The following is a 20034-nucleotide window of genomic DNA, read 5'->3' on the forward strand; positions in this document are numbered from 1 at the left end:
GTGGCAGGAGGGTCGTCGCATTGACGAACCGGTTCAGACTAGCAAGGGGGCTACCAGCGCCCGTCACGTGGGGTGACGATGGTGGTTACCCGCGTCGTAGGACCCAGGTGCGTACGAGGGCCGAGGTCACACCGGCCAGGGAGATCGCGGCGAGGAGAACGGGCAGGGCGATCCGCGCACGCTTGCCGGTGGGCAGTGCTTCGGCGTTGCCCACCGCCCGGATCCGCTCCCGTCGGGTTTGCCTCTTCGGTTCCTCACCCGTGGGTTCGGGGGGGAGCAGGCTCCCGACCTCGGGGGACAGACCGGGAGCCCGGCCGAATCGGGTCTGCGACCAGGGCGGTAGTGAGCCGGGGACGTAGGCGTAGTCCGACGGGACCATGCTGCGTGCATCCGGGGGCGCAGCGGTGCCCGACAGCGGCGTCGGGGCGGCCGCACCGTCCGCGGGAGCCTTTGAAGTGGGGGTTCCCGACCGGGCCGTGGGCTGCTTCTGCGAGGTGGTTCGTGGCTGCGCGGACGTCGTCGCCGATTCGGAACCGTGCTCGGGTTCCGGCTTCGGTGATGGCGAGGGTGAAGGATCGGGCTTGTCCTGTCCGGGCACGTCGGCGCCGCTGATGCAGCCCAGGGCAGCCAGGTTGCGCACGTGCCGGTTGACCTCGTCGGCCTTGTCGTCGAGCGTGGACAGGTTCGCCACTCGGGGTGCGAGTGCGTCGGCCAGTTGTGCACCCGAAAAGCTCTGGTCCTTTTCGGTAACAGAGCCCAGCGAGACGGGTGCGGCGTCCAGGAATTCCTTTTTGGCCTGCTCCGCGCGGTCGAACTGCAGCGGGAACACCAGCAGCGTTGCTTGCTCGACCTTTGCGTCGAGCGCTTCGGGACTCGCGACGATGGACTGGCCGAACGAATCACTCGCTGCTTGCCCGGTGCACGTGTCCACGGCCACGGGGTCCACGGCCACGGGGTCGGCGGCTTCGGGGTCGGCGGCTGCGGCTTGGCCTGCTCCGGCGAGGCCGCCTGCGGTGATCGCCGCGCCCACCACGCCGGCTGCGGTGGCTCGCCGGAGTGCGCCCGGCCGGCTCGGTGCATTCCGTTGTGCTCGTTCGTGGTTGTGCCGTGCGGAGATTGTCTTCGGCTCGGCGGTTTCACCGTCGGTGTGCCGGTTCATCCGTGTGCCCTCCCCTCGTGCGTGTGAACTCCTCCCACCGGTGAACACACGCTGTTCGCACAAGTACAACGCGAGACTCCTGCGAAGGTGACGCCACTCACCGAAACAGGGGTGGCTCGGTGTGATCGGTGTGGTGGGCTCGGGCAGTGTGGCGGAACGCTCGAGGGGAGGTGCTTTAGGGTTGACCCTCATGCGTATCGGAGCCCATGTGCGCGATGACGATCCGCTCTCGGCTGCCGCCGAGCGTGGCGCGGAAGTCGTGCAGTTCTTCCTGTCCGATCCACAGGGGTGGAAGGCTCCGCAGCCGCATCCGCAGGCCGCGCAGTTGCGCGACTCGGACCTCACGGTGTTCGTGCACTCGCCGTATGTCATCAACGTGGCATCGTTGAACAATCGAATCAGGATTCCGTCCCGCAAGTCCGTGATGCAGCAGACGGCGGCTGCGGCGGCGGTCGGAGCCGAGGGAGTGGTCGTGCACGGCGGGCACGTCACCAAGAACGACGATCCTGCCGATGGTGTCGCGAACTGGCGCAAGCTGTTCGAGCGCCAGGCTGCCGAAGGCGGGTTCGAGGTGCCGGTGTTGATCGAGAACACGGCGGGCGGTGCGAACGCCATGGCCCGCAGTTTCGAGGATCTGGCTCGGCTGTGGGACTCGGTCGGTGAGTTCGGGGCGGGGTTCTGTCTGGACACCTGCCATGCCCATGCGGCGGGGGAGGACCTGCTCGATGTCGTCGATCGGGTCCGGGCGATCACCGGACGGATCGATCTGGTGCACCTCAACGATTCACGCGACGCCTTCGGTTCGTCGCGTGATCGGCACGCCAACATCGGTGCAGGCCACATCGATCCGCAGTTGCTGCGCGCCGTGTGCGAGAACGCGGGCGCGCCGGTGGTCGTCGAGACACCCGGGGACGGGCAAGCCGCCGATATCGCCTTTCTGCGCGGACGATCCCCTGCATGACCGGGCCGATCGAGGAGCGCGGCCGGACGGGGAAGGATGCGGCCGGAGTGATCCGGGGACCCTCCGGAATGCGTCGGCCGGAAGGTGCCGGGCGCCGCTGGACGATGGCGGGCTTGGTGCTGTTGTGCCTGCTGACCGGTGTGACCCTGCTGGCCGGATATGCGAACAAGGCTCGCTGCACGGGCCCCGAGTTCAACGAGTGGGGGCGGTCGGTTCCGGCCTTCCAGGAACGTGCCTACGGCCAGGCCTGCTACTCCGATATCCAGAAGTTGTGGATCGGTCGGGAGATCGATCGGCACATGTTCCCGTACGTGCACGGGGGAATCACCGAGGAGGGTGATCTCTACGGCGGGGTCGTGGAGTATCCGGTACTGACCGGGATGCTGATGTGGGCCGGGGCGATGTTCGTCGACACCGACGCCGGTTTCCTGGCGGCGTCGGCGTTGTTGCTGGCGCCGTTCGGGATGGCGACCGCGTGGTGGTTGGGCCGGTTGAGCGGTCGGCGGGCGTTGTTGTGGGCGTTGGGGCCTCCGCTGGTGTTGTACGCCTTCCACAACTGGGACCTGGCCGTGGTCGCGTGTGCGACGGCGGCGGTGTTCACGGTTCACCGCCGCGCCGGTGGGTCCCTGCGCGGACGATCGGTCTTCGCTGCTGTCCTGCTGGGACTGGGGGCTGCCTTCAAGGTCTACCCGGGCATGTTCGTGCTGCCGCTGTTGCTGTACGTGCTCACCGGTGGGCGTGGTGGTGCGGAGTTGCCCGCCGGGGTGCGGCGGTTCGATGTCCGGGGTGCGGCGGGAGTGGCCGGTGCCTCGATGGCCACGGTCGCGGCGGTGAATCTGCCGTTCGCTCTGGTCGGGTTCGAGGGATGGCGCGCCTCGTTCGAATTCCAGGCGCAGCGCCGGGTGGATCTGAGCACGAACTCGATCTGGTACTGGGGTTTCCGGCCCTACAGCGACACCGAGGCGTTCCAGCAGATCGTGGGCGTGGTCTCGCCGCTGTTGGTGCTCGCCTCGTTCGCATTGGCGTGCCTGCTGGGATGGCGGCGCCGTGCGCGGACCGGAACGTTCCCGTGGATCCAGGTGTCTGCGGCGATGCTGTGCGGTTTCCTGTTGCTGCACAAGGTGCATTCGCCGCAGTACACGCTGTGGCTGCTGCCGTTCTTCGCGCTGGTATCGGTGCGCTGGGGCTGGATCGTGGCGTATCTGGTCGCCGACGCGATGATGGGTATCGGTATTTTCCGCTGGATGTATCTGATCACGACCGGTCAGGCAACCGGGATCCACGACGGTTTCACGGCGCAGGCGGTGATGATCGGTGTATGGGGACGGGCGGCGCTGCTGGTGGGGCTGTTCGTCGCGTTCCTCGCCACGCGATCCTCGGTGGACGACGACGAGGAGTTGTCCACGCCTCATGACCGCCGCCTTGTCGGTGGCCGCCCCGCGGTGCCATCCGGCTAGGCGTGTCCGAAAGAAGCTGTGGTGAACGCGTCATTCCGGCAGGCGAGCCGCCTGTTGAGCCGCCAAAATGACGCGTTCACCGGGTATGTGCCGCGTCTCAGCAGTTCGTCATGACCGTGCGGTCGAGGACGACGGTGTTGTCGGAGGTGATGAGAATGCGGACATCGGTGTTGTTGGGCAGTTCGATGCCGCTGCTGACGATCCCGCCGGATCCGACGATGCCGGTGCTCTTGCGCTCACCGTTGGCGGTCACCGTGTAGGGCACGCTCTCGGCATCTCGGGTTCCTCGGATGGTGAACTGCACCGTCGGGACCCTGCTCCCATCCTGGCCGATCTGCGTGTCCAGCCACGGGAGGGTGGCCACGATTCCCGAGAGGTCCTGGCACCGGACTTCGCCCAGCTCGATGCTGAGGGGAACCGGGTCGGCGGCAGTTCCGCCGGACGGTGGCGCACCGGAACCGGCCGAAGCGGCTTGTGCGGCCGGGACGGCGGCCAGCGCTGCCAGAGTCGTGATCGCCACCGCTGCGGTACGGCGAAGGCCCATCGTTACCTCCCAAAGATCCATCGCGATCTCACCAAGAGATCCGTGTCCTTGGTGAAGCTAAGGTGCTGATCGTGTTCCCGCCGGTTGAGCCACGGTGCCAACCCTCCAACGGGCGAGGCCCGGTAACCTGAACCGGTCGGGTGCGCCATCGAGGAACCCGCCGTGTGGATCGCCGTCGACAGTGGTGCGGACCTTGTCCCGTTCCGGACGCAGAATCTCCCGGACGATGAGCACGCACAGCGCGATCACCATGAGGTCGCGGACGACCACGGCGCCGAGGAACCAGCCTTCCGGCAAGCCCTTGTTGGCCGTGCCCAGGTAGTAGTACATGCGTGGGGCCCACACGGCCGCGTCGATGATCATCCAGGACACCAGCAGCCGCCACCTCGGCAGTGCCAGCACGGCCAGCGGTACCAGCCACAGCGAGTACTGCGGACTCCACACCTTGTTGGTCAGCAGGAACATCGCCACGATCAGGAAGCACAGCTGTGCCAGCCGGGGGCGCCGTGGCGCGGCCAGCGCCAGCCACCCGATCGCGGCGCAGGTCAGCAGGAACAGCGCGAGGCTGACCGCGTTGAGTACAGTGGGCGCCTCCTGTGGACCGAGCGGACCGTCGAAGCCCGCCCAGCCGGTGAAGTACGAGAGCACGTTGTACAGCGAGTCCGGGTCGGCCGGGCGTTCGCTGTTGAGCCGGAAGAACTCCCACCAGCCCCGGGGGTACAGCAGCAGGATCGGCAGATTCACCGCCAGCCAGGTACCCAGTGCGGCGAGGAGAGTGCGGAGTCCTTCGGCGAGCCTGTTGGACCGCAGGCACAGGACGAGGAGAGGCCCGAGCAGGAGCAGCGGATAGAGCTTCGCCGCGCCGCCGAGGCCGAGGAGTACACCGGCAGGCACGGGTCTGCGTCCGGCCCATGCGAGCAGTCCGGCGGTGGCGAACGCCGTCGCCAGTGCGTCGAAGTTGGTGAAGACGTGTACGAAAGCCAATGGCGATACCGCCGCCAGCGCGGCGTCCCACGTGCGTCTGCGGGACAGTCGGACCAGCGCCCAGACCGTGGTCAGCCACGCGGCGGTGAGCCAGAAGGCCGTGATGTCGAAGTAGACGACGGCGCTGACCTCACCCGGTAGCCATCCCAGGTTGGCCAGGGTCATCCAGCCGTCGGCGATCTTGGCGTTGACCCACTGGAACAGCCCCGTGAACACGGGGTATTCCATGTACCGCACCTGCGCATCAGGGGTGCCCGCGTCCTGCATCCAGGAGGTTTTGTAGGGGAAGACCCCGTCGGCAGCGAGATCGCCCATCCCGTAGCGGGGGATGATGTCGGTGTAGCACATCGTCGTGTACTGGCGGCTGTTGCTCCAGTCGATCCGCTCGCCCTGGGAGGTCTCGTAGGTCTGCAGGCACGGTGCCTTGAACAGCCAGCCGGCCGCGAGCGTGAGCATCGCCAGGGCGAGGATGACGCGCAGGGGTGTCCAGAACCACTGGCGTCCCACCTGCGCATGCCGCCCCAGACGGCCGCCGAAGGGGCGGCTCAGGCGCTGGACGAGAGGTTCCGTCCAGGTCGGCACGACTCGGTCGGCAGGACCGAGTGAGCCGCTGTCCACCGCGGCCGCTTTCGGCTCGGCACGGTCGGAGCGATCCGGGGCGGTGGTGCTGGAGGCGGAGACCCCGTCCCCGGGTGTCTCGTGCTCGTACGGTTCCGGCGAGGAGGACACGAGGCGGATGGTACGGCGCGGTGGTGACCGGCTGATGGCAGGCCGTACGTCTTGTGTACCCGCCAAGGGCGGTCACGAGACGTACGGTGCTTGGTCGGAATTCGCCTCGGTTCAGCGCTCCTCCGAGCGTGCCTGCGTGGGGGTGGGCCGTACCGCTTGCTGCTCGGGCCTGTTGTCCTCGTCCTGCTGCGGGACCGGTTCCTCGGGACGTTGTTCCGGCTCGTTGCCATCGGGTCGTTGTCCCGGCTCGTTGCCGTCGGGCCGCTGCTCCGGGTCGCCCGCGCCGGGACGCTCGTCGGGGCAGGGCTGGTCGAAGATGCCGCCACAGGGCTCTCCCGGGTCGTAGCCGGGTGGGTAGGGGCTTGCCGATTCCGACCCGGTCGGTATGTCGCTGCGGGTCGGCGGGAGCGAGAACGTCGGGGACTCCGGCGAGGTGGGCGGTTGGGACGAGGTCGAGGGCTGCGTCGGTGTCGGCGGTGGTGTCCGGAATTGCCCGATTGGGTCGGGTTTCGGGAACTGCTTGACCGGCAAGCCCTCGTGATAGGAGTTCATGAACTCCTCCCAGACAGCACCCGGCAACTCCGAACCGAAGACGTCGCTGCCGTTGCTGGACAGCAGCGGGGCCTGAGCACCCCCTTTGTTGTTGGCGCCCATGGCCACGGCCGTGGACAGCTGCGGGGTGTAGCCCACCATCCACGCCTTGGAGTTGTGCCCGGTGTCACCGAGCTGGTGCGTGCCGGTCTTGGAGGCGACCGGGCGGTCTCCGGCCAAGGCGCGGCCGGAGTGCTGGGCGACTCCGAGCATGCTCTCGGTGACGTTGGCCGCCAGGTTCTTGCTCCGCTGTGCACTGTCGGCGAAGGCGGGCTCCGGGCTCGAGCCGAACTTCTGGACGAGTTCCCCCTCTCCATTGAGGATTTTGGCGACGAATCGCGGCTCGACGCGTTTGCCGTCGGCCAACGCTCCGTAGGCGTTGGCCATGTTGAGCGGGGTGACTCGGTAGGCACCGAGTGCGATTTTGGCTTGGACAGTGCCGTCGCTCGACTGCAGCGTCGCCTTGCCGTCGCGTTTGCGCGGGACGCCTGCCTCGTGAGCGGCCTCGGCGACCTTGTCCGTCCCGAACTTGAGGGCCATGTTGACGAAGGCGGTGTTGACCGACTTCGTCGTGGCTTCCCGGACACCGCAGTGTTTCGGCCTGTCGCACCGCACGCCACCGGCATTGACGTACTTGATGCCCGCGATCGTCTGGGGCGAGGAGCCGTCGTAGGTCTTGCCGATCCCCTGGCCCTTCTTGAGACCCGCCAATGTGACGAACGGTTTGAACGACGAGCCCGGCTCCTGCGGAGTGTTCGCCCAGTCGAGACCGACGACGTCGCTGCCGTAATACGCCCGGACCGCGCCACTACTCGGGTCGGTGGCCACCAGCGAGGGATGGATGTTGTCCGGCTGGTCCTGCATCACCGTGTTGACCGCCTTGATCGCCGCCTGCTGTGCCTCCGGATCGAGGGTGGTCACCACCTGCAGGCCCTGGCTGCTCAGTTCGCTGCGGGTGTAGCCCGCTTTCTCCAGTTCGAGCAATACCCGCTTCTTGATGAGGAGCTGATTCGCGGTGATCCCTTCACCCTGCCAGGCGAAGCGCGGCTCGGTGGTCGGTATCTGCAGGGTTTTCTCCTGCTGTTTGGTGATCCAGCCGTTGTCGGCCATCTCGCGGATGACGTATTCCCACCGGGCCTTGCCCTGCTCCGGGTTGACGCGAGGATCGTTGCCGGTCGGCAACTGCACCATGCCCGCCAGCACGGCGGACTCGGCCGCGTTGAGTTCCTTCGGCAGCTTGTTGAAGTACGCGTCGGCGGCGTTGTGAATCCCGTAGGCGTCGCGTCCGTAGTAGGCGGTGTTCAGGTACGCCTTGAGGATCGTGTCCTTGCTGTACTGGTTGGTCAGCTTGAAGGCGCGGACGATCTCGGTGAACTTGCGCTGCAGCGTGTGCGCGTCGTTGCCGGTGCTGCGCTTGACGTACTGCTGGGTGATGGTGGAACCGCCACCCTGTCCACCGGTGAGTTGTTTCCACGCCGCGCGCGCGATTCCCGTGGGGGAAAAGCCCGGATTGCTGTAGAAGTTCGCGGACTCGGCGGCCAGAATGGCATGTTGCATGTCCTTCGAGACCTCGCTGAGGTCCTTGATCAGGACGCGAGTCGTACCGTCCGACTCCGAGAACTTGTTGATCAGGGAACCGTCGTTGTACTTGAGCGCGATGCTCGTGTTGTACTCGCGCGCGACCTTCGCCGGGGGCTTGACGTCGAGCTTGAAGTAGAGGACGGCGAACGCCACAGCGGGCACGAGGAACATCAAAGCGGCGCCGACGTAGCAGGTGCGGCGGATTCGACGCCAGATCTTCTTGCGCCGGGCCTTGCGTGCACGCGCAGCGCTCATTTCGTCGTCCGCGGAGTCGCCGAAGTCATCGTCGCCCGGGTCCTCGTCATCGTCCGGGTAGTCGTATTCGTCGTAGTGATCCGGCTCCTCGGGATCATCATCGGCGTAGTAGTTGTAGGCGCCCTGATTCGCACGGTGGGTGAGCAGTTCGGGTTCGCGCGCGGCCGAGTCCGGTCCGTTCGTGGAGGCAGCCGCACTCGCCGCGACTCCACCGACGGCCGCGCCCTGCCCGTGGGACGTGGTGGCATCGGGCCCCATCGAGGGGAGATGGTCGGTCGGTCGCTCACCCGGGGCGTCCGGTTGCCGGCCCCCCGGGTACCGGGTCGTGGGTGGCTGGCCCGGTGGCTGCTGCGGTGGGGAACCCTGTGGGAAGCCCGGAGGTGGGCCGCCCGCGTAGGGCGGTTGCGGAGGTGGCTGACCGGCTGGGGGAGGCGAAGCGAACGTGGTCGGTGGTTCGGGGTGGTTTCCACCACGTCCGGAGCCACTATCTCCGGCGCCACCTGCGGTGTCTCGTCCTGCCAGGCGATCCCCGAGTGAAGGGGAGTCGTCCTCGTCGTCGAACGACGGAACCCAGGCCCCCGTTTGCTCCTGGGGCGTCTCCGATTCCGGCCGCGCAGCTCCCCCCGTACCGGAGTGTGCAGGCGGGACGGCCTGATGCTGGGTGGTCTCCCGGTTCGCCTCGTCGGAGTCGGGGAAGCCACGGTGGTTCGGCGAGGGCGTGCCGGGCGGTGGTGCGGATGCGGACGGCCACTGCGGGGCCGGATCGGATGCGGGCCAGCCCGGCTGACCATGCGTCCCGTTCGACGGGTGGGGTGGGCCGGCTGAGCCTGCGCCGGGCTCCGCACCTGGCCACTGCGGTCCACCCGCGGATCCCTGCGGGGGTTGTGGTGGCCGCGGTGGCGGTTGGCCCTGCGGTGGGGGCGGGGGGGCCTGCGGAGATCCCTGCGGTGGCTGGGGTGGCCGCTGTGGCGGTCCTTGCGGTGGCCGACTCTGTGGCTGCTGGGGAGCCTGCTGCGGCGGTTGCTGCGGTGGCTGCGCCCGCGGTGGCTGCTGGGGAACCTGCTGCGGCGGTTGTGCCTGCGGTGGAGGAGGTCCCTGTGGTGCTTGTCCCTCCGGCTGCTGCGGGGGGTGCTGCGGCCGGCCCCGCATACCGGAGTGCGGATTCTGCGGGGGCCCGTGTGGAGGGGGCGGGGGTGATGCGGGACGCTCGCTGGGGTGATCGACTTCCCTGTTGTCTCCGGTGGATTGCCACGAGGGGCGGCCGTCGGACCGGTCGTCACGCTCGTCGTTCACGAGTAGTCCTCCAGGACAGGCGTCAACGGACGCCGTGCGGTGCGCTTACGTCGGCCGGGTGCCTGCATCCGGTGCCGTCGAGCGTGCTGATTCACTCGGCCGCGGTCCTGCGCCCGGGGCGTCGGCCATCACGGCCGCCGGTTCCCAGGACGTATGACAGCACCAGATGGTTCCAATTACATGTTCGGCACACCTCGACGACGAAAACGTTGAACTCTTTGAACATGGTGGCCATGCGCTCGAGTTCCTCGGGGCTACGGGCCGAGTTCGACGCGTGCTTGAGCTCGTCCCCGAAGACCCAGGAGACCTGAGTCAGCTGCTCCTTGCGGCAGACCGGGCAGGTCACATCGCTGGGCTCACCATGGAACTTTGCCGCCTGTAGCAGGTACGGGTCGGCATCGCAGACCTCCATCACCCCGACTCGGCCAGCATGAACCTGCGCGAGCAGCGACCTGCGCCGCAACGCGTAATCCACTACCTGCCGTTGGGTCCGCACGACCACAGGGTACGTGCCGAATCCGAATGCTCCAGGCCCCGTTCAGGTCACAGTCACCTTCGGGCCCCGGAATTGTTGCGTCGAACACGCTGGTGGACCCGAAATTGAGTTGTCGATATATCGGGGCGATATAATGCCGCGTCGGATGCGGTTACGCCCGAGACGGCCAAGCCGACCCGGGACAACCGGACACAGTGTGACCGCGCAGGCGGCCGGAGGAGGCGCGCATGTTGGAGCTTGCCGTGCTCGGCTTCCTGCAGGAAGCGCCGATGCATGGCTACGAACTGCGCAAAAGGTTGCACGAAACGCTCGGAACGGTCCGTGCTTTCTCCTGTGGCACCCTCTACCCGACGCTGCGCAGGATGCTGCGTGCCGGACTGATCGCGGAAGAAGCAGAGGAGCCGGGAAAGCGGAGCCGGGGACGGCGGACCCGACGTGTGTACCGGATCACGTCCGACGGTCGGGACCGGTTCCGTGCACTGGTGGAGGACTGCGGGCCGCAGGTGTGCCAGGACGATTCGTTCGGGGTGCGACTGGCTTTCTTCGCCCGAACCCCGGGGGATATCCGCCTGCGGATCCTGGAGAGCCGCAGGCGGCGGGTCGAGCAGCGACGCGAGGGACTGCGTGCGGCGCTGTCCGGTACGAGCGAGCAACTGGACTGCTACACGCGGGCGTTGCATCGCCTGGGGTTGGACAACAGTGAACGCGAAGTCGCCTGGCTGGATGCCCTGATCGAATACGAACGAACCGAGCAGGCTGCTTCGTGTGGTCGAACCCGGGAGGTCCGCCCCTGGGAGGACGGACGGTTCCACTGAATGCATACACCAGACTCAACCAAGGCAGGATCACAAAGGAGGCTTGCGGTGATGGGCGGAGATCGTCGCGGTGAGAAGGCCACATCGGACGCGGTCCGGGTGGCGGTCGTCGGTGTGGGCAACTGTGCCGCCTCGCTGGTGCAGGGCGTGCAGTACTACGCCGATGCAGACCCGGACAGCCGAGTGCCGGGGCTGATGCACGTCGACTTCGGCGGTTACCACGTCGGCGCCCTGCAGTTCGTCGCCGCGTTCGACGTGGATGCCAAAAAGGTCGGGCGTGATCTGTCCGAAGCCGTCGTGGCCAGTGAGAACAACACCACCAAGATCGCGGACGTCCCTCCGCTGGGAGTTACCGTGCAGCGTGGCCACACTCTGGACGGGCTCGGCCAGTACTACCGGGAGACCATCGAGGAGTCCGATGAGCATCCGGTCGACGTGGCTCGTGCGCTGCAGGAGTCCGAAGCCGATGTCCTGGTGTCCTACCTTCCGGTGGGCTCGGAGGGTGCGGACAAGTTCTATGCACAGGCCGCGATCGACGCCGGAGTGGCGTTCGTCAACGCGCTGCCGGTGTTCATCGCCTCCGACCCGGAATGGGCACGCAAGTTCACCGACGCCGGGGTGCCGATCATCGGGGATGACATCAAATCGCAGATCGGTGCCACGATCACGCACCGGGTGCTGGCCAAACTGTTCGAGGACCGTGGGGTGCACCTGGATCGCACGATGCAGCTCAACGTGGGCGGGAACATGGACTTCCTGAACATGAAGGAGCCCGAGCGGCTGGACTCGAAGAAGACGTCCAAGACCCAGTCGGTGACCTCTCAGGTGGACCGGGAGCTGGGCAGGCGCAATGTGCACATCGGGCCGTCGGACTACGTACCGTGGCTGGACGACCGGAAGTGGGCCTACATCCGGCTGGAGGGACGCGCGTTCGGTGATGTCCCGCTGAACCTGGAGTACAAGCTGGAGGTGTGGGACTCGCCGAATTCGGCGGGCATCATCATCGATGCGATCCGCGCTGCGAAGATCGCCAAGGACCGCGGACTCGGTGGCCCGATCCTGTCGGCGTCGTCGTACTTCATGAAGTCCCCGCCGGAGCAGTACTCCGACTCCGAGGCTTACCAGGCCGTCGAGGACTTCATCACGGGGGGCTGAACCGCGGGTGGCTGAGCGGCGAACCGGTGGAGTGAACGGAACTTTCATCTCCATGAACGAGACGAGAGTTCCGTTCACTCACATCGGGAATCGCTCACTCACATCGAGTGATCACAGAGTGCGCACGCCACTCGCCTGCGGGCCCTTGGGGCCCTGGGTGACCTCGTAGGTCACCTGCTGGTCCTCGTCGAGGCTGCGGAAGCCGTCGGCATCGATCGCCGAGTAGTGCACGAACACGTCGCCGCCGCCCTCATCCGGGGCGATGAATCCGTAGCCCTTTTCGTCGTTGAACCACTTCACGGTTCCCTGTGCCATGTCTGTCTCCTGTTCAGGCTGGGATACGGGCGGCCACCCGGTGTGGCGGCCCGGGCCGATGGGTTGAAGACGGCAACTACTCCAGCGTGACCAAAGACAGCAGCGCGCCCGCACCGACTTCCTGCGAGCGTGCACGAACACGAACCCAGAAACTGCAACGACCATCCCTTACAACGGGGACGAGTCTACCGGGTATTCCCTCGCGGGGCGTTGCCCCACCGGCAGACACGCCGGGCTCACCGGGTCGTGCCGAAGAGGCGACCCGGTTTCGCCTCACCGCTTCTCCGGCGGGGTGGAGCGCTGCTGCAGCGCGGCATACGCGTATTGCAGGAAGTCCGCACCGGCCACGGAGGCATAGATGGTGCCCACCGCACGGGTGGCGCCGGGAGCGAAGGTGTGGCCCGCGAACAGTCCGGAAGCCACCCACGGGGCCAGGCAGAACGGGCACGAGACCAGCTCTCCGATGGCGTGCTCCGCTCCCGGGGCCCGGACTTCCTCGTGCAGTTCCGAGGGTGCCGAGGCACCCTCGAATCTGGTGAACGGCATCCGCAGCGGACTGGTGATCGGATCCTTGGCGAGTGACCGGCTGATCTTGTGCGTGGCCAGTGTCATGAGCGCCAGGTCGCCCACCCCGAGCCGTGGTGACGGCCTGCCCGTGGCTCGGGCGGCTCCCGCCGCGCCGGAAGCACCGACCAGGTAGGTCGCAAGGCTGATCGAATAGCCCGTGATCGGCCGTGGCGCCTCTCCGCTGTACTCGGCGCGCTGCCTGGCGAACCATTCGCGAAAAGCCTGTGCCCCTCGGCGCAGTAGCTTCACCGTGTGTCTCCCCCCGGTCTTCGACGGCACGGCACCTACCGGTCTGTGGTTTCTCTGTTTCCACGCACGAGGGCTGCCAAACGGCCGCACCGGGTATCTCGCCGCGCACGCCGTTGTCATGGTGCGCACCACGGGAAAGCCGTGCCTGCCCTGCCGTGGCGGTCGTTCGAGGTGCGTGACCTTTCCGGGCGTGGGATTGTGAGAGGCGGCAGGCCCGAGCGAGTCCTCCCTTCACATTTTTGCGGCTCGCTCGATTTTTCCGGTCGCCAGTCACGCTGTTTTCGGTGGTGGGGTCGCACGACCAGTGCCGTTCGTGTCACCGGTGCGCCCGGTTCCGCTGACCGGGGCATCGAAGCCTCCGCTGCCTGCGATCCGTCGAGAGGAGTTGCCCGCATGGCCGACGATTACCAGGATCTGATCAAAGTCCGTGAGGTGACCGATATCCACTCCAACTGGAGTGATCACGGTAGTGGTGAGCCGGGCAAGTTCTCGTTCCAGCTCATCCTCGACGATGGTGCCGAGGAAGCGGTCATCCGGCCGACGCCCGAGGACAGCGACGTCATGCTGGCCATGTTGGAGGCGTCCCGGTCGATTTTCTTCGATGAGGACCGCAGAGTCGTCGTGTTCGGCAGTCTCGCGCTCGGTGGCGCAGCGAAGTCCTGAGGAGGCGGACATGGCAGACAAATCGGATCTGATTCACATTCGCAAGGTCACCGACCTGCATGCCAACTGGAGCGAGCAGGGTAGTGGTGAGCCGGGCAAGTTCTCGTTCCAGCTCGTCCTCGATGACGGTGCCGAGGAAGCGGTCATCCGGCCGACGGCGAAATCCGCCAAGGTTCTTGTCGGTGAATTCGTGGCCGGGAAGAGTTTCTACTACGACACCAGCCGCGGAGTGCTACTTCTCCGCGGATTGGACTAGGTTCCGCCTGGTGGATCATGTGCGGTGGGGTTGGTCAATTTCTCGAGAAATTGACCAACCCCACCCAGGGGCAGGATCAGCCGGGCACGCCCGCTGAGTCCTCCCTGGCGGAACTTGCGTTTCATACCTGCAGATCGACGGTGACCTTGATGTCCTCGGAGCCCTGCTCCAGGGCTTCGGTCCAGCGTTCCAGCGGAACCCGCCGCGAAAGCAACCGGCGCAGCCAAGCACTGTCGGCGGCGACCAGCGTCTGCACGGCTTGGCGGTAGTGCCGGAGGTTGGCGTTGACGCTGCCCACGACCACGTCGTTGTCCATGACCAGCTCGTCGTTGATGGCGCCCGCGGGTACGGGCAGCGTCCGGTTCTGCCCGGAAATCCCGGTCAGCACGGTGATCGCGTTGCGTGCGGTGCGCCGCAGCACGTCGAACACGACCCCGCCTGCTCCCGTTGCCTCGATCACGAGGTCCGGTTCGAAGTCCAGCTCATCCAGCGAGACGTGGTATCGCGCGCCCAGGTCGCGGACGAGATCCGGCTTGGGGCCCTCGGTCACCCGATCCAGCACGTGCACTTCCAGCCCTCGCTGTACACCGACCAGCGCGGCCAGCAAACCGATCGCACCTGCCCCCGTGACCAGGACCTGCCGGGGCGAGAAGTAGGCGCGCTTGCCGATCACCTCGGCTTGCTCCCATGCCTTGGTCACGACCGAGGTGGGCTCGGTCAGCACTCCCAGCTCGCCGAGGCCTGCTTCGATCGGGATGGCGAATCGTGGTTCGATGGTCCAACGCTGCGAGCCGAACCCGTCGAGCTCCTTGATGCCGCGCTCGGTGAACCGGCCGTTGAGGCAGAAGTCCCACTGGCCTGCAGCACAGGCGGGGCAGGGTTCCGGGTCGGGCCGGCGCACCACTCCCACCACATAGTCGCCCTCGTGGAAACCGCTGATCGCGGGAGCGTGCAGGACACGTCCCAGCGATTCGTGGAACAGCACCATGCGGTCCTGGCCGGGCGGGAGCACGCTGTGCGACTGCTCGACGACGTCTCGGTCGGTTCCGCATACCCCGGCGAGCAGCCCCTCGACGAGCAACTCGCCCGGCTGGGGCGTCGGGTCGGGCAACTCGGTAACGGTCGAGAGCTCGGGTTTGCCGGGAACGACGGTTGCGGCTTTCACGTCAGCCCCCTTTCGTTGCGGTGGCTGTGCTCGGTCCGAGTGTGCCCGCCGTAAAGTATCGCCGCCGAGTTGACCAGGGCGAGATGGGTGAAAGCCTGTGGGAAATTACCCGTGAAATGTCCATTGTGGACGTCGTATTCCTCGGCGTAGAGACCCACGTCGTTGGCCAGCCCGAGCAGCTTGTCGAACATCTGTTCGGCTTCCTGGTACCGGCCACACAGCGCCAGCGCGTCGACCATCCAGAACGAGCAGGCGAGGAAGGAGTTCTCGCGGCCGGTGAGCCCGTCGACCGAGTGAGTCTTCTCACTGGACGTATATCGCTCGACGAGTACGCCCTGCTGGAGTTGCCGCCCCACTGCGCGAACGGTGTTTTGGACCCGTTCGTCGTCACCGGGCAGAAAACCCACCACCGGAATCTGCAGTGTCGCCGCATCCAGCGTGGTCCCGCCGTAGTACTGGGTGAATGCTCCGAGCTGCTCGTTGTAGCCGTGCTCCAGCACCTCGGCGTGCACGGTGTCGCGCAGTTCCCGCCAGCGCTCGACCGGACCCGGCAGGTCGTGTTCCTCGACGGCGCGTACGGCGCGGTCGAAAGCGACCCAGATCATCACGCGTGAGTGGGTGAAATGCCGGCTCGGTCCGCGCACCTCCCACAAGCCCTTGTCCGGCTGCTGCCAGATCGTTTCCAGGAAGTCGATCATTTTGTGCTGCATTTCCCAGGAAGCGTGGCTTTCGGCCATTCCGTGTTCCCGTGCGATGTGCAGCGCGTCCATGGTCTCGCCGTACATGTCGAGCTGGCGCTGGCTGAAGGCCGCGTTACCGACCCGGACCGGTTTCGCACCCCGGTAACCCGGCAGCCAGTCCGGTTCCCACTCCAGCAGGTGCCGCTCCCCCCGAACGCCGTACATGATCTGCACGTCGGCCGGATCACCTGCCACCGCCCTGATCAGCCAACGCCGCCAGGCCACGGCCTCGTCGTTGCAGCCGAAGTTGTCCAGCGCCAACAGCACGAGAGTCGCGTCGCGGAGCCAGCAATAGCGGTAGTCCCAGTTGCGGTTGCCTTCCAGCGACTCCGGCAGGGATGTCGTCGGGGCCGCGATGATACCGCCGCTCGGTCCGTAGGTCAGAGCCTTGAGCGTGGCCAGCGAGCGGAAGAGTGTCTTCTTGTGCGGTCCGTTATAGGTGATGTGCTTGGACCAGTCGTGCCAGAAGTCCTCGCTGTCCTGGGTCTCCTGCACCGGGTCCATGGGAGGGGGCAGCTTCTCGTGGTCGGACGACCACTGCAGTACCCAGGAGAACTGTTCCCCCTCCCGAACCGTGAGCACCGATTCGTGGGCTCGCTCGTCCTCCTTGCCCCGGGGCAGTACGTCGCCCCGGAACACCACCGTGTGCGGCCCGGCCACGGCGAGCAGATACTCGTCCAGGACGGGACGCTCCTCCCGGATATGGCGTATCCAGGGAACCGAGTGGCCGTAGGCGAACCGCATGACCCAGCGCATGCGGACCTCGACCTCCCCGGAAACTCCCTCGAGCATCCGGACCACGCAGGGTTCGTCCTCTCGGTTCTTCTCGTGCGGCGGCATGCTGTCGACCAGCCGTACGACACCGTCGTCGGTGTGGAACTCGGTTTCCAAAACCAGCGAGTTCTCCCGGTACTGCCGTTGCACATGCCTGATCGGTGAGGTCGGGATGATCTGCCAGTGCCCGTGGTGGTCGTTGCCGAGCAGCCGGGTGAAGCAGGAGGGCGAGTCGAACCGCGGCAGACACAGCCAGTCGATCGAGCCGTCCTTGCCGACGAGTGCGCTGGTGCGCAGATCCGACAGCAGTGCATAGTCCTCGATCGGTCCTGGTCCGGTGCGCTCGTGATCGTCGTTCACGCCGCCGAGGCTAAGCACTCACCGTCGGTGCAGCCACCTGGTCGAGTGAGGAGGTGACTGGTTTCGCGTGAAACATTGCCGAGTTCAGCCGCGGGAGGCGGCCGTTTCGACGAGTACGTTGTGCGGGATCACGGCACGCAGTCCCTCGTCGAGGTTCAGGCCGAGATCGAGCCCGTTGAGCAATTCCGGCAGTGCACTCCCGGGCACCGTGCGGTATCCCGGCCAGTTTTCCGGTACTCGGGACACCGAGGTACAGGCAGGCACGAGCTGGCTTCCGTCGGTCATCTCCGCCGCGTAGATCGCGTCGTCGTCGGTTTCCGGTGCGTACAGCAGCAGGTCGGCATCCAGCACGGCCGGAGGAAGGTCCGTGTCCGGTGCTTCACCGGTGGCGATGCGCTGCAGCACCTGCTCCAGCTCGTTGGTCGGCTCCGGCATCTCGATCGACTGTTCCGAGGGCTGGTACTCGTCGTTGTGGTGGAATTCCTCGTCGATTTCGCCCTCGGAATCGATACGGTAGGCACCGACGACGCCCTCGGGTGGGACGTTCTCCCCCGCTTCCTGATAGCCGGGGTCGACGATGTAGAGCCAGCTGTCCGGGGTTTGCCGGGCCTGCTCCCGCATCTCGTCGGTGATCGGCGGCCCCGGCGGTTGTTCCGGTTGCTGTGACATGAGAGGGGCACTCCGTCCGGTGTTGACGTCGGCTTACCTCCTCAGGGTGCCAGTTCCTGCTCTGTTTCGAGTGGACGGTCTCGATGCGGCAACGGCTTGGTGCCGGTTGTCGCTCTGCGGATGCCGGCCCCGGACCGGTGAGGGCAGACTGGGGATTCGGGGACAACCGGTGGGCGGGGAGGTGACTGAGCATGATCGGTCAGCGAGAGGCCTTGCGCCTGTTGGGATGTGAGGCTTTCGATCCGCGGGGTCAGCGGATCGGCATCATCGGGCAGATTTTTCTGGACGCCGATACCGAGCAGCCTGTGTGGATCATGGTGCAGACCGGACTGTTCGGTACGAACGAGAGTTTCGTACCGCTGGAGGGCGCGGCATTCGACGGGGACACGCTGACCGTCGCGGTGCACCGGGAAGTCGTGCGCCAGGCTCCGCACGTGCCGCTCGACCAGGGTGACCTGCCGCTGGAGGAAGAGCAGGCGTTGTACCGGCACTACGGTATCGAGTTCCGGAGCGGTCCTGCCGAGAGCCGCGACAAGGGTTCCGAGGTGGAACCCGCCGATTCGATCCGACTGCGTCTGCGCCGGTGGGTGGCGGCGACGTGAGGCGCCCTGGCGCCCTGGGGTGAGCCGGACGTGCAGGTTACCCCTGGCGCGGGCGTGGAAGTGTCCACGGTCGGCGAACGGGCCCGGCAAAAGCACCAGAGTCCTCTTCCGTCGAAAGTGGGTTCCGAAAACGAACCCGAATTGGCTACTTTCCTCCCTCGAAGGGGCGCCCGGAGTCCGCTCGCGGGTCCGTCAGGGAAGGGTGTGCCACGTTGTCCGCTTACACGGAAGCGTCCGAAGTGATCCGGTCGGTAGGGACTGAGCCGTCGGAAGTTCAGCGGGCAGGAGCCCGGTCCACGCCTACGGGAACCGCGGTGTCCGAGCAGGCCGGCTCGGCCGGGCAGACCAGGCAGACCAGGCGGGAGCAGGACGGGGCACGGCAGGCAGTCGCCTCCGTTGCCCGCGCTGCACGGGCACAGGCAGGTGAAGATGGTGTGCTGCAGGTCGTGCAGGGCGCCAAACGTGTGGGTCGTGTCGCGTACAAGCTGCAACGCAACGCCTCGGCCATGGTGCGCGGGGTGGTCAAACCTCCGTATGCCGCCACCGACTCGCTGGACTCTCTCGAGTACCTCAAGCTCTCCGAAGGAGTCGGTTACCGGGTGCTCTACGACCGGTCGGCGCTGGCCCGGCCGCCGCAACTCGACATCACCTCCCGGCTGGTCTCGTTCGGGGAGCAGGCGCGAGTGGTTCATCCGGCACCCACCAAGCTGCTGGTGGTCGACGACGAGGTCGCACTGCTGCCGCTGACCACGAGTGAGCAGTCCGTGGACAGTGCCGTGGTGATCCGCAGTTCGGCGATGCTGTCCGCCGTACTGCGGATCTTCGACGATCTGTGGCGGTTCGCGGCGCCGTTCGGCCCGGCGTCGGAAGCCGCCAGGAGCGGTGACCACCCCTCGGAGGAGGAACGCTGGATCCTGTCATTACTGGCCTCGGGAGCGACCGACGACTCGATCGGCCGGTTGATGGGCTTCAGTTCCCGCACCGCACACCGCCGGGTTCGGGAACTGATCGCGCGCCTGGGGGTGGAAACCCGCTTCCAGGCCGGTATGCAGGCGGTCAAGCTCGGTTGGCTGTGAACCCGTACTCCGAATCAACGAGTGACTCCGTGCACGGGCCGCCCGAGCAAACCGCTCCCAACAGGACCTAGGCTGCGGCCATGCCTGCTTCCCGTCGGTCCGTCGACCCGCGTGAGCTCCGTGAGTCCATCGCGGAGCTGCTGCCGTGGCTGGACGGTGCGGCCGAGGCACCATCGCGTAGCCGGCTTGCCGTCGCCGTGCGAACGAGCCTGCGAACCTTGGAACAGCTCGCTCCGGGACGCAGTGTCGAGGTGCGGGTACCCCCGTTCGCGGCCGTGCAGTGCGTCGGTGGGCCACAGCACACACGAGGGACACCGCCGAATGTCGTCGAGACCGACCCGCGCACCTGGTTGCTGCTGGTCACCGAGCGACTGAGCTGGGCCGAGGCTCTGGAGGAGGGGCGAGTCGAAGCCTCGGGGAGCCGTGCGGACCTGTCCTCCTGGCTGCCTCTGCTCAGGTTTTCCTGATCGACCGGCGCGGCGGCCGTGGTGTGGCGCCTCCTCGTTTCCGGTGGCCGGGTGGCACAGCGCGGAGCGTGAGCCGTCCCACCCCTCCAGGTGGACGGGATACCCAGGGCT

General features: G+C 66.7%; 19 protein-coding genes. 9 read left to right on the forward strand and 10 right to left on the reverse strand.

Annotation, left to right across the window (positions count from 1 at the left end; all coding sequences use genetic code 11):
• Positions 1 to 85: 85 nt before the first annotated feature.
• A complete protein-coding gene (locus tag JOF55_RS11765; RefSeq protein ID WP_310273491.1) occupies positions 86 to 1159 on the reverse strand; it encodes a hypothetical protein in 1074 nt (357 codons plus the stop codon).
• Between the two features lie 190 nt (positions 1160 to 1349).
• Between JOF55_RS11765 and JOF55_RS11770 the strand changes: the two genes are divergently transcribed.
• On the forward strand, positions 1350 to 2120 hold the full coding sequence (locus JOF55_RS11770) for a deoxyribonuclease IV (protein WP_310273493.1): 771 nt from the start codon (positions 1350 to 1352) through the stop codon (positions 2118 to 2120).
• 104 nt (positions 2121 to 2224) lie between these two features.
• On the forward strand, positions 2225 to 3577 hold the full coding sequence (locus JOF55_RS11775) for a glycosyltransferase family 87 protein (protein WP_374727463.1): 1353 nt from the start codon (positions 2225 to 2227) through the stop codon (positions 3575 to 3577).
• Positions 3578 to 3674: 97 nt separating this feature from the next.
• Here JOF55_RS11775 and JOF55_RS11780 read toward each other — a convergent pair whose 3' ends face one another.
• From JOF55_RS11780 to JOF55_RS11795, 4 genes are all read right to left on the reverse strand, one after another.
• The gene (locus tag JOF55_RS11780) at positions 3675 to 4121 is read right to left on the reverse strand and encodes a hypothetical protein (protein ID WP_310273496.1); all 447 of its coding nucleotides are present in this window, start codon (positions 4119 to 4121) and stop codon (positions 3675 to 3677) included.
• 57 nt (positions 4122 to 4178) lie between these two features.
• Complete coding sequence (locus JOF55_RS11785) at positions 4179 to 5723, reverse strand: glycosyltransferase family 87 protein (RefSeq protein WP_374727464.1); 1545 nt, start codon at positions 5721 to 5723, stop codon at positions 4179 to 4181.
• A 222-nt stretch (positions 5724 to 5945) separates the two neighbouring features.
• Positions 5946 to 8519 (reverse strand): transglycosylase domain-containing protein, encoded by a 2574-nt coding sequence (locus JOF55_RS11790; protein ID WP_310273499.1) that lies wholly within the window; start codon positions 8517 to 8519, stop codon positions 5946 to 5948.
• Between the two features lie 1126 nt (positions 8520 to 9645).
• On the reverse strand, positions 9646 to 10056 hold the full coding sequence (locus JOF55_RS11795) for a DUF5318 domain-containing protein (protein WP_374727271.1): 411 nt from the start codon (positions 10054 to 10056) through the stop codon (positions 9646 to 9648).
• Positions 10057 to 10277: 221 nt separating this feature from the next.
• Between JOF55_RS11795 and JOF55_RS11800 the strand changes: the two genes are divergently transcribed.
• A complete protein-coding gene (locus tag JOF55_RS11800) occupies positions 10278 to 10865 on the forward strand; it encodes a PadR family transcriptional regulator (RefSeq protein WP_310273503.1) in 588 nt (195 codons plus the stop codon).
• A 51-nt stretch (positions 10866 to 10916) separates the two neighbouring features.
• Positions 10917 to 12020, forward strand: coding sequence for an inositol-3-phosphate synthase (locus JOF55_RS11805; RefSeq protein ID WP_310273505.1), 1104 nt, complete (start codon positions 10917 to 10919; stop codon positions 12018 to 12020).
• 111 nt (positions 12021 to 12131) lie between these two features.
• Here JOF55_RS11805 and JOF55_RS11810 read toward each other — a convergent pair whose 3' ends face one another.
• Positions 12132 to 12335, reverse strand: coding sequence for a cold-shock protein (locus JOF55_RS11810; RefSeq protein WP_310273507.1), 204 nt, complete (start codon positions 12333 to 12335; stop codon positions 12132 to 12134).
• A gap of 273 nt (positions 12336 to 12608) precedes the next feature.
• Positions 12609 to 13151: a DUF1360 domain-containing protein gene (locus JOF55_RS11815; RefSeq protein ID WP_310273509.1), complete on the reverse strand. Its 543-nt coding sequence runs from the start codon at positions 13149 to 13151 to the stop codon at positions 12609 to 12611.
• 393 nt (positions 13152 to 13544) lie between these two features.
• Here JOF55_RS11815 and JOF55_RS11820 point away from each other — a divergent pair, with 393 nt between their 5' ends.
• Together JOF55_RS11820 and JOF55_RS11825 are read left to right on the forward strand one after the other, a co-directional pair.
• Complete coding sequence (locus JOF55_RS11820) at positions 13545 to 13814, forward strand: hypothetical protein (RefSeq protein WP_310273511.1); 270 nt, start codon at positions 13545 to 13547, stop codon at positions 13812 to 13814.
• Positions 13815 to 13824: 10 nt separating this feature from the next.
• Positions 13825 to 14070: a hypothetical protein gene (locus JOF55_RS11825; protein WP_310273513.1), complete on the forward strand. Its 246-nt coding sequence runs from the start codon at positions 13825 to 13827 to the stop codon at positions 14068 to 14070.
• A 121-nt stretch (positions 14071 to 14191) separates the two neighbouring features.
• Here the strand turns inward: JOF55_RS11825 and JOF55_RS11830 are convergent, their stop codons facing one another.
• The 3 genes from JOF55_RS11830 to JOF55_RS11840 all read right to left on the reverse strand — a co-directional run bounded on the left by JOF55_RS11830 (position 14192) and on the right by JOF55_RS11840 (position 17778).
• A complete protein-coding gene (locus JOF55_RS11830; RefSeq protein WP_310273515.1) occupies positions 14192 to 15235 on the reverse strand; it encodes a glucose 1-dehydrogenase in 1044 nt (347 codons plus the stop codon).
• Positions 15232 to 17109 (reverse strand): glycoside hydrolase family 15 protein, encoded by a 1878-nt coding sequence (locus JOF55_RS11835; RefSeq protein ID WP_310273517.1) that lies wholly within the window; start codon positions 17107 to 17109, stop codon positions 15232 to 15234. The genes JOF55_RS11830 and JOF55_RS11835 overlap by 4 nt, the downstream gene beginning before the upstream one ends.
• 84 nt (positions 17110 to 17193) lie before the next feature.
• The gene (locus JOF55_RS11840) at positions 17194 to 17778 is read right to left on the reverse strand and encodes a type VII secretion system-associated protein (protein WP_310273519.1); all 585 of its coding nucleotides are present in this window, start codon (positions 17776 to 17778) and stop codon (positions 17194 to 17196) included.
• A 191-nt stretch (positions 17779 to 17969) separates the two neighbouring features.
• On the opposite strand from JOF55_RS11840, the gene JOF55_RS11845 reads away from it, so the two are divergent.
• The 3 genes from JOF55_RS11845 to JOF55_RS11855 all read left to right on the forward strand — a co-directional run bounded on the left by JOF55_RS11845 (position 17970) and on the right by JOF55_RS11855 (position 19923).
• Positions 17970 to 18380 carry a PRC-barrel domain-containing protein gene (locus tag JOF55_RS11845; RefSeq protein ID WP_310273521.1) on the forward strand — a complete coding sequence of 137 codons (411 nt, stop codon included), beginning with the start codon at positions 17970 to 17972 and terminating at the stop codon, positions 18378 to 18380.
• A 314-nt stretch (positions 18381 to 18694) separates the two neighbouring features.
• Positions 18695 to 19456 (forward strand): helix-turn-helix transcriptional regulator, encoded by a 762-nt coding sequence (locus tag JOF55_RS11850; protein WP_310273522.1) that lies wholly within the window; start codon positions 18695 to 18697, stop codon positions 19454 to 19456.
• 80 nt (positions 19457 to 19536) lie between these two features.
• Positions 19537 to 19923 carry a sterol carrier family protein gene (locus tag JOF55_RS11855; protein ID WP_310273524.1) on the forward strand — a complete coding sequence of 129 codons (387 nt, stop codon included), beginning with the start codon at positions 19537 to 19539 and terminating at the stop codon, positions 19921 to 19923.
• Positions 19924 to 20034 lie beyond the last annotated feature (111 nt).

Source organism: Haloactinomyces albus (assembly GCF_031458135.1).
GTDB lineage: Bacteria > Actinomycetota > Actinomycetes > Mycobacteriales > Pseudonocardiaceae > Haloactinomyces > Haloactinomyces albus.

Excerpts from the sequence above, each read along its gene's own strand:
- JOF55_RS11845 (WP_310273521.1), top strand. The coding sequence starts at position 17,970 with ATGATCGGTCAGCGAGAGGCCTTGCGCCTGTTGGGATGTGAGGCTTTC.
- JOF55_RS11780 (WP_310273496.1), bottom strand. The coding sequence starts at position 4,121 with ATGGGCCTTCGCCGTACCGCAGCGGTGGCGATCACGACTCTGGCAGCG.
- JOF55_RS11765 (WP_310273491.1), bottom strand. The coding sequence starts at position 1,159 with ATGAACCGGCACACCGACGGTGAAACCGCCGAGCCGAAGACAATCTCC.
- JOF55_RS11855 (WP_310273524.1), top strand. The coding sequence starts at position 19,537 with ATGCCTGCTTCCCGTCGGTCCGTCGACCCGCGTGAGCTCCGTGAGTCC.
- JOF55_RS11770 (WP_310273493.1), top strand. The coding sequence starts at position 1,350 with ATGCGTATCGGAGCCCATGTGCGCGATGACGATCCGCTCTCGGCTGCC.
- JOF55_RS11790 (WP_310273499.1), bottom strand. The coding sequence starts at position 8,519 with ATGGGGCCCGATGCCACCACGTCCCACGGGCAGGGCGCGGCCGTCGGT.
- JOF55_RS11800 (WP_310273503.1), top strand. The coding sequence starts at position 10,278 with ATGTTGGAGCTTGCCGTGCTCGGCTTCCTGCAGGAAGCGCCGATGCAT.
- JOF55_RS11820 (WP_310273511.1), top strand. The coding sequence starts at position 13,545 with ATGGCCGACGATTACCAGGATCTGATCAAAGTCCGTGAGGTGACCGAT.
- JOF55_RS11775 (WP_374727463.1), top strand. The coding sequence starts at position 2,225 with ATGGCGGGCTTGGTGCTGTTGTGCCTGCTGACCGGTGTGACCCTGCTG.
- JOF55_RS11810 (WP_310273507.1), bottom strand. The coding sequence starts at position 12,335 with ATGGCACAGGGAACCGTGAAGTGGTTCAACGACGAAAAGGGCTACGGA.
- JOF55_RS11840 (WP_310273519.1), bottom strand. The coding sequence starts at position 17,778 with ATGTCACAGCAACCGGAACAACCGCCGGGGCCGCCGATCACCGACGAG.
- JOF55_RS11805 (WP_310273505.1), top strand. The coding sequence starts at position 10,917 with ATGGGCGGAGATCGTCGCGGTGAGAAGGCCACATCGGACGCGGTCCGG.
- JOF55_RS11825 (WP_310273513.1), top strand. The coding sequence starts at position 13,825 with ATGGCAGACAAATCGGATCTGATTCACATTCGCAAGGTCACCGACCTG.